Origin of the sequence: Pectobacterium odoriferum (assembly GCF_009931295.1) — a bacterium.
GTDB lineage: Bacteria > Pseudomonadota > Gammaproteobacteria > Enterobacterales > Enterobacteriaceae > Pectobacterium > Pectobacterium odoriferum.
The window spans coordinates 2,338,016-2,350,158 of the sequence record NZ_CP034938.1; the positions used below are offsets into that span (position 1 = coordinate 2,338,016).

Genomic DNA, 12,143 nt, shown 5'->3' on the forward strand with positions numbered 1-12,143 from the left:
CTCATTGAGGAAACATTATGCTTAATTCTCTTGGTGGCGGAGCTTCTCTGCAAATCACGATCAAAGCGGGCGGTAACGGCGGTTTATTTCCATCTCAGTCTTCACAAAATGGCGGATCGCCGTCGCAGTCGGCGTTTGGTGGCCAGCGTAGCAACATCGCAGAACAGCTGTCCGATATCATGACGACCATGATGTTCATGGGCAGCATGATGGGCGGCGGCATGAGCGGTGGCCTTGGCGGTTTGGGTAGCAGTCTGGGCGGACTCGGTGGTGGTCTACTGGGCGGTGGTCTGGGGGGCGGTCTCGGTAGCAGCCTTGGCAGCGGGTTGGGCAGTGCGCTCGGCGGTGGCTTGGGCGGCGCGCTGGGTGCCGGTATGAATGCCATGAATCCATCGGCCATGATGGGCAGCCTGCTGTTTAGCGCGCTGGAAGATCTACTGGGCGGCGGGATGTCGCAGCAGCAGGGGGGGCTTTTCGGCAACAAACAGCCGTCGTCGCCAGAAATTTCTGCCTATACCCAAGGCGTTAACGATGCGCTGTCCGCAATTCTGGGCAATGGCCTGAGCCAGACGAAAGGGCAAACGTCACCGCTGCAACTGGGCAATAACGGTCTGCAAGACTTGAGCGGTGCGGGTGCGTTTAATCAGCTGGGTAGCACACTGGGGATGAGCGTCGGGCAAAAAGCCGGTTTGCAGGAGTTGAACAACATCAGCACGCACAATGACAGCCCGACGCGTTATTTCGTCGATGACAAAGACCGTAAGGTGGCGAAAGAAATTGGTCAGTTTATGGATCAATATCCTGAAATTTTCGGCAAGGCAGAATACCAGAAAGACAACTGGCAGACGGCGAAACAGGAGGATAAATCCTGGGCTAAAGCGCTGAGCAAGCCGGATGACGACGGCATGACCAAGGGCAGCATGGATAAATTCATGAAGGCGGTTGGCATGATCAAGAGCGCGGTAGCGGGTGATACCGGCAACACTAACCTGCACGCTCGTGGCAACGGCGGCGCGTCTCTGGGCATTGATGCGGCGATGATTGGCGACCGTATCGTCAATATGGGGTTGAAGAAGCTCGCTGATTAAACGAAACACCATCAGGAGCAGGGCGAAAGCACTGCTCCTTGTCATTCGCTCTAATGTGATTATTTCAATTTAAATCAATTCAATCAGCTTGCTTCGTTTTAGTTCTTTCTTTGCATTATGGCGTTTTCACTTCGCTTGCTATCCTTTACGCGCGACTTTTTCTTAACGGGACTTGCGTCAGGGAACCACATGGAACGTTTTCATTATTTTATTTCGCCTCGTCAAACCAGCCCCTTGTTGAGTAAGCCCATAGCTCTCAATGTGTTGTCTTTAGCCAGACTGAAACCACTCACCTGGCTTTTAATCATTGGGCTCATAAGAAATGCAATCGTGGGTTATGCCTGCTACCGTCGGCAATCACGATACTGGGCACAGTAAGGACGTAAGTAATGACCGAGAAAATCACCCCTTATAACCCATACCCCTACGGTTTTAGAGGGGATGTTAGAGACGGTTCCTACTGTGAAATGGATATCAATGGCGGTAAGGATTCACGTTTTATTATCATCAGACCCAGAGCTTATTTCCCTGAGGAGATGTTCGAAAGAGAAATGGGTTTTCTGGAAAAGGGAATGCTGACGCTGGAAGAGATGTACCCAGAGGTAAAAGCATTAGGCTACGTTCCTGATAGAAACAATGTTTTCTGGCTCTATAACCTAAATGTTTGCGATATTGAAAAGCAATATCTGGAAGACTCTGACTCCGAGGTTTTCGCTGCACATGTAAAGGGTGACGAATATTATACCTTCGATGATTTCTATAAATGTATGGCCTTCATAAAGCAGGCATTTGGCGTGAATGAAAATCACTTCAAGAAAAATTGGGAAACGCGTTACCCACAATACTAAATGATCTGGTGACGCCGGAAGAACAAGAAAAATAGTATCAGGAATGGTCATCTTCTTTTTTATAGACAGTAAGCAATAAAGCCAGCACAGGTTTCCCTAGCTGGCTTTTCCCCGGTGCGGTATGGCGCACGTATTACAGTTGACGCACCGCAATAAAACGATCGGCGATCAGGCGGGCGACCCAGAACGAGGTCTGTGCCACGTCGCTATGTAGCCCGTTCTTCGTATGGATGTCGGCCTGATGCAGGAAATCCTGCTCCAGCGAGTCCACAAAGGTATCGAACTCGAACTCACCCCGTCGCAGCGATCCTGACTGGCTGAGTACCGTGTTCAACTGTGTTCTCACTAAATGGATCGCCTGCGTGAACGATTCACGTTGCGCCGGCGTAATGTATCCGCCTTGTCTGGCGATATCCGCCCAGCGTGTCGGTGCGGGAGAGGTTATCGTGTTTGGCATCTTACTTCACCTGTAAGTTGGCGGAATCCGGCACTTTGTAGTGATTATTGACGTTCGTCAGGTTGATGTTACTGCCTTTGACGTTCAACCCTTCACTGTCGCTTTTCACGAACGAGAACTTGCCGTTTTCTGCGTCAATGTTGCTCAGGTTCAAGTTCCAGTTACCTTGTTGTCCGCCGTTGGTGCGGACAAACGTACCGAAATCTTTCGCTTTGAAATTATCGATGGTCAGGTTGGCATCCGCGTTCAACTGGAAAATCTTATCGGAAGCGCCCTGAGCGCTACTGTTGGTGATTTCAACGTTGGCAGGCTTACCTGTATTGGATTTCACCGTCAGCGCATCTTCACCCACGTTGGTCCAATGCACGTTATCAATTTTGGCATCGCCGCGCACGTGTACGCCATCCGCTGCATTATCACCAAACACCACGTTTTTCAGCGTTGCGCCCGGAGCCAGTTCAAATACCGGCTTCTGGCCTTCAGCCTGGCCGCCGTCGCCTAACTTGCTGCCTGCGGTAAAGGTTTTACCACCGCCGTCAAAGACTTCGCCAGGGCCGACTTTGATGGTGTCATTTACCACGGTGGCATCACCGCTGGCCTTTGGGAATGCAACTGGGCCAGCACCTGCTGTTGACGTCGTGGGGGATGTCGCTGAACCGCCATCAACGCCGGTTGGGGCGGCTGTTAGTGGAGCAGACGCGCCGCCGCCGCTACCACCAACGGGTGAAGACGGCGCTGATGGTGCAGCAGGGGATCCACCACCGCCAGCAGAGGGTGCAGACGGTGCGGCAGGCGAGCCACCGCCGGATGAAGCCTGCGGTGCACCCACAGACGGCGAACCGCCACCTTGTGATTGTCCTTTTTCTTGCGGCTGACCGAATTCACCTTTCTGTGAATCCATCAGATTGCCGATCAATTCCAGCAGCGCTTTTAACAGATCGTTACCGCTCAGTTGACCACCGCCGTCTGCCGTTGGGCTAATCGCATTATCTAATGCGCTGCCTGCCGAATCTTGCAGTAGAGAACGGCTCAGATCTTCTGGATTTTGTGTACCGCCTGCGCCACCCGTGCCGGATGAACCCGCCAGCGGTGAGGCACCGCCGTTGCCGCCTGCTGCACCCGACGAGCCGGAAGAGAGTGGATTCCCCGCTTCCTGACCATTTTTGCCCTGAATCAGCGTTTCCAGCAGTTTCATCAGCATATCGGCAGGGCTGCCGTTTTGCCCTAACGCCGAGCTGCCGCCGTTGCCCGCACCGCCCTGGCCCAGCGGGCTGCCATCGGTTGAGGAGGGCGTATTGCCCTGCGGATTAGGCAAGAGCGCGCTAAGCAATGTGCCCAGCGCTTCCATAAGTTGGCTATCCTGCTGCGCAGAACGCGGTGAAGCCCCGCTGTTGCTGCCCGAAAGTGGGGAATTAAGACCTGTCGATGACAGTCCTGCTCCGGGTTGTATGCTGAGCGTAATCGTCATATCAGCCATAACATTTCCTTGAAAATGAAGTGAATAGTGATGAGTCAGTAACAGGCTTACGTCTGTTGCGTATTAAGTGAGGGAAGGTGTGATGTGGTTCCCGAGCAGGGAAGCGAAAGATGTCGGGAACCGAAAGGAGAACATGACCACTTAACCGACACGATCACTTCATCATCCTTGGAACCTGTTATGCAGAAAATCCAGCATGTTCAGCCCGGTCTATCCACGTCGGAAATTGCACCTGCCACGTTAGCGAAAACATCGCTATCGCAGGGCGCTAGCACCAGCGCGAGCCAGAAAGGTGCGCAGTCCCTGATTCAGCAAGGTTTGCATGATAAAAACAAACCGCCCGAGCTGGAGCAGGGAAATGGCAGTTCAGTGAAGAGCCAGGACTCGCGATCGACCACCCTGCGCGAGCTCTTCTCATCGGAAGGCGTGAGTCAGGGCTTACCGCGCGCGCCGCGTGATTCGCTGGCATCGGGCGGACCGATCCATAGCCTACCGCGTTTTGCCTCTGCCGAAGCGGCGAACAGTAAAATAAGCGGCAGTTCTGCTCCGGCTGTGAAATCCGATATCACGCTGAACAGCCACGGTAAGCTTCAGTTCGGCAAAGGCTTGCCGGAAGCCTTGACCACGCTGCTACAACAGACCATCGGGAAGAATAGCCAGCCGTTCGTGGCTCATCATGAAAATCAGGATGCACAGCAGCACGCGCTCGCCGACAAATCAGGGCGGCTGTTCGTGATTCAAAGCGATGACAGTCAGCATATTGCGCTTCACAGCAGCGGCCGTAGCGCGATGCCCGCGGGCAAACTGAGTGCGAATAACGTACAGCTGGAGTCCACGCCGGAGCGTATTGCTCTGAAAACAACCTCTGGCGAATCCACGAGCGTGCCGCTATCCGGGCGCATGAACCACGAGCTGCTGACCGGTGTGCACCGACAGCCCGCTTCAGCGTCAGGCGCGGGTGAGCAACTGCGTCTTCATGACGGCAAGCTCTTTGCGTTGAATACCGAGTTTGGCGTCTGGCAGCAAAGCAGCGATGTCGCCCACAGCCAGTTATCCCGGCAGGGGGATGGTCAACTGTATGCCGTCAAAGACGACCACACGCTGAGCAACCTGTCGTCGGGGACGGCGTCATCAACCTTCAGCGATAAGATTACGGCGTTCTCTGCCAATCAGAACGGGCAATCTGCCGTGCTGACCGAGCAGGATCACCTCACGCAGTTGCATCTGATGAGCACGTTGGATGCCACACCGCAGCCGATGGCTCTTAAGTTGGAAAATGGCGATCCCGTGTTTGCGAAAGCGGTGGGGTTAACCGCAGAACACCTGCTGATTGCCGATAATGACGGCAAATTTTACCACGCACCGCTACCAAAGGCGGGTGAACCGCACGCCACATTAACCCCAGCCAGCACGCCGGAACTGAATGCAGTGCTGGGCGACGACCATCGTATTACCGGATTTGCCCATGATGAACATGGCCAGACGCAGGCACTCGCCACCGATCGCCAGGGACAAAAGCACGTCGCACCTCTGGGGCAGAATGGGCTGTCGCCAACGCCGGGGTGGAACCTGAGCGACAGTCTGGTGGTGGGTAATAAGCTGGGGCTGACCACGACGGCGCCTGCGGCGAAAGACACCTTAGATTTGGGGCGACTGGGGCAAATCGGGCTACAGGACGGCAAAGTTCATTTTCACAACGGCAATACCAAAAGCTGGGAGGCGTCCAGCGTTGAAGCCAGCCAGCTCAAGCGCGGCCTAGACAATCAGGCTTATACGCTGAAAGACGGTGAAATCAAGCCGCTGTCCATTAACCAGAAATCCGATACGTTTGCGCACGGCGACAACACCGTGTTTGCGCTGCCACAGGTGCGTATGACGCCGTCAGCGGGCACCGTGCTCCCTGGCATCGACAAGGACGATGGCGTCTCGGCGATGGCAGTGATCAACCGTAATAAATTTATTGCCGTCGATAAGCAGGGCGATCTGCATTTCCACCAAATTAAGCCGGGAACGGATAAGATCGCCGCGCCACCGCTGGCGCTGCCCAAAAATGGCTTGGCCGGTGAGATACAAGACATCGCGCTGGATCACCAGCAGACGCTCTTTGCCCTGAATAAAGACGGGCAGCTTTTCCAACTGGCGAAAACCGACTGGCAAAATGCGGCGAATCACGACAGTGCACAATGGCAGCCGGTGAAGACGCCGGTAGAAGGCAAAGTGAATTCGTTGGGCACGGACGCACAGCATCATTTGCAGATTGCGCATGACGACCATGAATTACACACCCAGCAAGGGAACGCGTGGAAAACAACCGTGCCAAAAGGGGATGCGCCGTTACCCGCAGAGCCTCGTGACGCAGAAACGGTGTTTGGCCGACTGGATGTGGCGACAAAGGGAATGAAGATACCGTTAACCGGGGTAACGGTTAAAGCCGATGTTCAGGTTTTGGGTAAAACGGGTGAAGAGTCGCAGCAGGTTAAAAGTAAGCTGTCGGATCTGGTCAGAGCCCACATTGTCTCGTTCACGTTGGATATGCCGCGACCGATAAAAACCTTTGCCGACCATGTTCAGCACCAGCTCAACGGGCGTGAAGGCCTGAAGCCTGTTTATGACATGCAGACTGAATTACTGAAAAAACTGGATGCGACGACCAGTCAACCGCAGGGAACGGTGACAGATCTGGCGACGAAGATCGACAAGCTGGATCTGGGGGAGAAAGGGAAACCGCTGGTGAACCTGTTAAAACAGTTCCACACCGAACTGGAAAGCAGCTCGGCCAAGGCGGCGCTGCTCATCGGCAGACAGCAGGGCGTGGTGAACGATAACGGTGTCATGAACACGGAAGGCAAACCCGCCAGCCTGCATGGCAGAGAAAAAGATCTGGCCCCGGTGCTGTTGGTGGCGATGGAAAGCCATCCGTCATCGAAAACGAGTACGGCTGGTACGCTGATCAAAGCCTTTGTCGACAGCAAAACGCCAATAGCCCAAAAGCCGAACAGCGAAGCGTTTGGGCAGCAGCGGGATACCAGCGATGCACTGTCACTGGCGAAAACGCGACTGGTGCTGGATACCCTGGTGCTGGGAGACTTACATAAGCTGACCGATCGCATCGATACGCTATCCGGCACGTCGCCGGGTGAGGCGGCACTGGCATCAATGATGAAAGAGCTTAACGCGCTGCGGCAGGGAGATTACGGCGAAAACCCGGTGAAGAAGATGACCGACATGGGGTTCACCAATCATAAATCGCTGGAGGCGGATTACGATTCGGTTAAAACCTTTATGAAGGCGTTCAGGAAAGAAGAGAACGCCGTCAGCGTCACCTCAAAAACCGTGATGCAGGCGACCAGCCAGACGGACATGATCGATAAAATGAAGTCGACCGTGCTGTCGCTGGATAGCAACGAAAGCATTGCCTTTAACCGAACCTATGGCGGTGGAGCATCCATGTCGTTTGTGGTCAGCGGTACGCCATTACCTTTCCCTCCGGCGCCGGGCGGCGGCGTCAGCGGCGAACGAAATTACAACCTGAGCTTTTCTCGCGGTGAAAACGGCATCAATGTCGCTTTCGAGCGTTCGGGCGGCATTACCGGGAAAGTGAGTTACTCCGGCGGGTATGACGTCAGCCAGTATCTGACAGGAAAAACCTCGGCGCAGATGACGCAAGACATTAACAGTAAACACAGTTTTGCACCGGATATCCGTGCCTCCTTCGGCGTATCCGCCAGCCTGCAAGTCGCACAGCAAAACGCCCTGAACTTTACCCTCAGTGAAGAAGAGCTACCCGGATTTATTGACGGCCTGTCGAGCGGCACCATCAACCCGCTTGCTCTGCTGGATAAAGGGGAGCAGCACAGCGTGAAGGCAGGTAAAACGGTCAGCTTCAATCTGGATGGCAATGCGGCGCTGGAACTGCGCGGCGGCATCAACCTGACGGAAAAAGGCGCGGCTCCAACCAGCGCCACGTTACGCGGATCGGTTGGCGTGACGGCGAGCGCCAATGTGCTGTCTGCCACCCATTCCTCCAGCGTTGCGCAAGGCGAGAAATCCACCACCTATACGGAATCCGACAACCGTCTGCGCTTCATGAATCAGGCTGCGGTGGGGGCAAACGCGACGCTCAGCGCCGGAGCCGCCAGAACCACGCCTGATGGCACCGTCCCGTTCTTCACCTCGGCCAGCATCGGGGTGAATGTGGCGGCAGACTCGCGTACTAACCAGTCGATTAGTTTGGGTATGAAGAAAGCCGAGCCGCTGGAGAAAAAGGATATCGACGCGCTGACTAAAACGCTGAACTCTGCCTTTAATGATCCTGCCAGTCAGCTCTTAATCGACGGTGTGAAAAAGATGGCTGAGCCGGACGATCAGCTCGCCATCCTGAATACACATTTTGCGGATAAAACGGCAAAAACCGACGACCAGCATCAGGGATTGATGAATTTGCAAAAACTGAATGTGCGGCAGGATGTTGCACAGCGCGACGGCGCTACGCTGGATAGCGTCAAACACACGACGTCCTATACCAACCTCAGCAAACTGACGGAAAATGGGCTGTTTCAGGTCATCGGCAACCATTTGTTCTCTTCGATGCCGCCGAGCAATGCCGATCGTATCAATCAACTGATCGCGGACAACCCAGCGCTGAAGGACATCGTGAGCCGCTTGCAGGATAACGACAGAGCTTCGGTGACGGTCTCGCTGGAACTGAAAGACGATGTGCGGGAAAAGATCGAGAAGGGCATTCAGAACAAGACGCACGGTAAGGATGACGTCATCGCGCTGTTCAAAGACGGCAATAATTTGCGGCTCGCCAGCATTGAAGTCTCGAAGGCGGTGAAGAAGAGCGAAGGGTTCAATACCCCGGCGGTCATCATCAACGCGTCAAGCAGCGCGGGCGTCAGTATGAATAAACTGCTCGGCAACGTCAGCTTTAGCTACGGACAGGATCAAACCGTGCCGCAAAGTTACAAACTGAGCGGCGAGATTGCCAAAGCCAATCCTGCTACCGCTAACGCGTTGCAGCAGCTCCAGCAGGAAGGCCTACAGCTTAACGGTTAATTGTCAATAACATGCGGTGATTACAGGAGAACAGGATGACACCCACACAACAGCATATTACTCGGCTATTACGCCATTACGGTGCGCTCAGCCGTACTCAGTTGGGCTTGCAGGACGGCATCTGCGCGCTACGCGAACCTGACGGTCAGGAGGCGGTGGTGTTGGAAGTCCCTGCCAGCAGCGACGTGCTGCTATTACACAGCGATGTGATGCGCTTTCAGGGGGAGGTTAGCACGGTAGTGTACCAGTTCATGCTGATGCTTAACTTTGAAATGGCGGCGATGAAAGGCTGCTGGCTGGCGCTGGATGAGAATTCGACGCTGCGTTTGTGCACTCAGCACACCGCAGAATCGCTGGACGAACCGAGCTTTACTGCGCTGCTGCCTGCCTTTATCAGCCAGGCCAAAGAGACCCGACTGCTGATTCGCGGCTTATTACCACGGTTCATCGCGGCATAACGTGATTGAGCCACGGCACGCTATTGGTCGATAGCAATAAAAGCCAGCATCGTTTCGCTGCCGTCCAGAATATCGGATTGGATAGCCTGTCGAGCGGCGCTGGCATCGCGCTGCTGTAGCGCCGCGAAGACCTCTTCGTGATGTTCGATCGCCATCTGTACGGAAAAATGCGCATAGGCCTGCGCAATTAGCGGGCCCGTACGCATCCACAGGCTGCCGATAAACTGCGTCAACAGCGGCATACGCGCCGCCTGCGCCAGGAACAGGTGAAATTCGCTATTTAACCGCAGCGCTTCGCGTAGATTTTTCTCGTCAATCGCCAGACGATTCTGGCGAATATTCTCTTCAATCTGCTCCAGCATCTTCGGCGTAATGTGTGCAGCAGCCTGCTCGGCTCCCGTGCCTTCCAGCGCCAGCCGCAATGTGCGGATCTCAATAAACTGGGTCTCGGTCAATTGAGGAACGCGAATATCGCGTGGCGTCTTGAGCACCAGCGCCTGTTCTTTCGCCAGTTGCAGGATCGCGTCTCGTACTGGCGTGACGCTGGTACCAACCTGTGCGGCAAGCTCCCGTATTCTCAGGCGATCGTCCGGTTTGAGTTGGCCGGTAATTAACGCCTCACGCAGCATGGTATAAACGCTGGAGCCCAGATAGCTGTGATTGATCTGACCAATTGGATAATTCACTGTTCCCCCAGAGAGAAGCGCTGCGCAACGTAATGAGATAGAGATGTGGGGTGATACCGCAACGACCCGCGGCGATGAGGCGTTAATATACAATATGATGCATCAACGACGCTATGGGGCGTGAGATATCGCACGGGTGAAGAATCGACAGGAAAAGGTCATGAAATACGCAGCATTGTATGACGAAGTGTAACCAACCTAAAATTATTGGTTAAGGAAACATTTTATCGCGACTTAACGCAAACCGATTGTCATAAAATTATATATTACCTGACATATTGAGCTTGGTAATTAACGGTTCTACTATGCCGAAAAAATTATTATCATCAGGGATGAAGCCATGCGTGGTTTTTTCAGGCTGATTGTTATCATGCCTGCGCTATTTTCTTATACCGTATTTTCCGCGCCGCTTAATCCGGCAGACAGAAATGACATTCAGCAGCGGCAGGCGGAGGTAATTGATCAGTCTCGGCAACAGCGCGATGAATTATTGCAGTTAAATCAACCTCAAACGACGATAAATCCAACGAGCGGAAGCGATGCCGGACACTGTTTTTTCATTAAAGATATTAATTATCACAATAGTTCTCTGCTGCGTGAAAAAGATAAAAATAAGTTAAATAAAGATTATATTAATCGTTGTCTTAATGTTAACGATATAAATCAGCTGATTCATGACGTCAGTAATTGGTATATCGAGCGGGGCTATATCACTAGCCGAGCCTTTATTGCTGAGCAAGATCTTTCTGGCAGCGTATTGCAGATCGATATTCTGGAAGGCCGTCTCGAATCTATTAATATGAATAATCAATCGACGTGGGCATTAAAACAGGTTTTTCCGGGGTTGGAAGGTGACATTCTCAATCTCCGGGATATTGAGCAGGGCATGGAACAGCTCAACCGCATGCCGACGCAGCAGGTAAGCATCGAAATTCAGCCCGGCAGCCAGCCCGGCTATTCCATCGTGAACCTTACCAGTAAAAAGCAAATTCCGCTGACAGCAAATATCGGTTTTGATAATAGCGGACAGAAAAGTACCGGAGAACGGCAGCTCAGCGGCGGCCTGTGGGCGGATAACGTGCTGGGGCTGGCCGACCAGTGGTTTGTCAACGGCGGGCACAGCAGCGAGTTTCGCGATAGTCGCAATGTCGATAGCTTACAGGCGGGCGTGTCGCTGCCCTATGGTTACTGGACGCTCAGCTACGACTACTCCCAAAGCCGTTATCGCAACGATTTCATCAACCGGGATTTTGTCTGGCATTCAACCGGCGACAGCCAGACGCACCGCGCCACGCTGTCACGCGTGGTGTTTCGCAACGGCGACATGAAAACCAGCCTCTCGGCGGGCCTGTCGCACCGTATCGGAAAGAACTACCTCAACGATGTCCTGCTGCAATCCAGCAGCCGTAAACTCAGCAGCGCGATTATCGGCATCAACCACAGCCAGAAACTGTGGGGCGGGCTGGCGACGCTCAACCCGGCTTACAGCAGAGGAACGCGCTGGTTCGGCGCGGAAAGCGATGAAGGGAAATCTGATGATGCGCTGCGCGCCGAATTTAACAAGGTGACGCTGGCGGCTAGTTATTACTACCCGATTGCTGACAACCTTCATTACCTCACCAACGTCTACGGCCAGTATTCACCGCAGCGCCTGTATGGCAATGAACAGGTAACGCTGGGCGGGGAAACCTCTGTGCGTGGTTTCAAAGAGCAGTATCTCTCAGGTAATCGCGGTGGCTACTGGCGCAACGAAGTCAACTGGCGGGCGGCGCAGTTGCCGCAGTTGGGCAGCGTCACCCTGACGGCGGCGGTGGACGGCGGGCACCTCTTCTCGCATCAGGCCGAAAGCGAATCGGCGGGTACGCTGTGGGGCGCGGCGGTAGGCGTGGGTGTCGCAAACCAATATCTATCACAACAAATCACGGTTGGCTGGCCGTTGGCACATCCCGACTGGCTACAACCGGATAGTGCCGTGGTGTATTACCGCGTTGGGCTTTCTTTTTAATATTCTTTTTCAATTAGTTGTTTTCAATTTTCGTTGTTTATTGTGAGTCGTTAAGACCGGGGATCA

General features: G+C 53.9%; 8 protein-coding genes. 5 read left to right on the plus strand and 3 right to left on the minus strand.

Annotated elements, in window-relative coordinates:
- Window positions 1-17: 17 nt before the first annotated feature.
- Entirely contained in the window at window positions 18-1,088 is a 1,071-nt protein-coding gene (locus EO763_RS10420; RefSeq protein ID WP_161528899.1) for a type III secretion protein HrpN, read from the plus strand.
- Between the two features lie 389 nt (window positions 1,089-1,477).
- The gene (locus EO763_RS10425; RefSeq protein WP_161528900.1) at window positions 1,478-1,936 is read left to right on the plus strand and encodes a hypothetical protein; all 459 of its coding nucleotides are present in this window, start codon (window positions 1,478-1,480) and stop codon (window positions 1,934-1,936) included.
- Between the two features lie 133 nt (window positions 1,937-2,069).
- Here the strand turns inward: EO763_RS10425 and EO763_RS10430 are convergent, their stop codons facing one another.
- Together EO763_RS10430 and EO763_RS10435 are read right to left on the minus strand one after the other, a co-directional pair.
- Entirely contained in the window at window positions 2,070-2,393 is a 324-nt protein-coding gene (locus EO763_RS10430; RefSeq protein WP_161528901.1) for a DNA-binding protein, read from the minus strand.
- 1 nt (window position 2,394) lies between these two features.
- A complete protein-coding gene (locus EO763_RS10435; protein ID WP_161528902.1) occupies window positions 2,395-3,870 on the minus strand; it encodes a pectate lyase in 1,476 nt (491 codons plus the stop codon).
- Between the two features lie 180 nt (window positions 3,871-4,050).
- On the opposite strand from EO763_RS10435, the gene EO763_RS10440 reads away from it, so the two are divergent.
- Together EO763_RS10440 and EO763_RS10445 are read left to right on the plus strand one after the other, a co-directional pair.
- On the plus strand, window positions 4,051-8,928 hold the full coding sequence (locus EO763_RS10440; protein ID WP_161528903.1) for an AvrE-family type 3 secretion system effector: 4,878 nt from the start codon (window positions 4,051-4,053) through the stop codon (window positions 8,926-8,928).
- A gap of 35 nt (window positions 8,929-8,963) precedes the next feature.
- Window positions 8,964-9,386: a type III secretion system chaperone gene (locus EO763_RS10445; RefSeq protein ID WP_161528904.1), complete on the plus strand. Its 423-nt coding sequence runs from the start codon at window positions 8,964-8,966 to the stop codon at window positions 9,384-9,386.
- A gap of 20 nt (window positions 9,387-9,406) precedes the next feature.
- Here the strand turns inward: EO763_RS10445 and EO763_RS10450 are convergent, their stop codons facing one another.
- The gene (locus EO763_RS10450; protein ID WP_161528905.1) at window positions 9,407-10,072 is read right to left on the minus strand and encodes a GntR family transcriptional regulator; all 666 of its coding nucleotides are present in this window, start codon (window positions 10,070-10,072) and stop codon (window positions 9,407-9,409) included.
- A 340-nt stretch (window positions 10,073-10,412) separates the two neighbouring features.
- Between EO763_RS10450 and EO763_RS10455 the strand changes: the two genes are divergently transcribed.
- Window positions 10,413-12,077 (plus strand): ShlB/FhaC/HecB family hemolysin secretion/activation protein, encoded by a 1,665-nt coding sequence (locus EO763_RS10455; protein WP_161528906.1) that lies wholly within the window; start codon window positions 10,413-10,415, stop codon window positions 12,075-12,077.
- The last annotated feature ends 66 nt before the right edge of the window (window positions 12,078-12,143 follow it).

What these genes read in the sequence shown, in the direction of transcription:
- EO763_RS10455 (WP_161528906.1), top strand. Translation starts at nt 10,413, where the DNA reads ATGCGTGGTTTTTTCAGGCTGATTGTTATCATGCCTGCGCTATTTTCT.
- EO763_RS10445 (WP_161528904.1), top strand. Translation starts at nt 8,964, where the DNA reads ATGACACCCACACAACAGCATATTACTCGGCTATTACGCCATTACGGT.
- EO763_RS10425 (WP_161528900.1), top strand. Translation starts at nt 1,478, where the DNA reads ATGACCGAGAAAATCACCCCTTATAACCCATACCCCTACGGTTTTAGA.
- EO763_RS10420 (WP_161528899.1), top strand. Translation starts at nt 18, where the DNA reads ATGCTTAATTCTCTTGGTGGCGGAGCTTCTCTGCAAATCACGATCAAA.
- EO763_RS10435 (WP_161528902.1), bottom strand. Translation starts at nt 3,870, where the DNA reads ATGGCTGATATGACGATTACGCTCAGCATACAACCCGGAGCAGGACTG.
- EO763_RS10440 (WP_161528903.1), top strand. Translation starts at nt 4,051, where the DNA reads ATGCAGAAAATCCAGCATGTTCAGCCCGGTCTATCCACGTCGGAAATT.
- EO763_RS10430 (WP_161528901.1), bottom strand. Translation starts at nt 2,393, where the DNA reads ATGCCAAACACGATAACCTCTCCCGCACCGACACGCTGGGCGGATATC.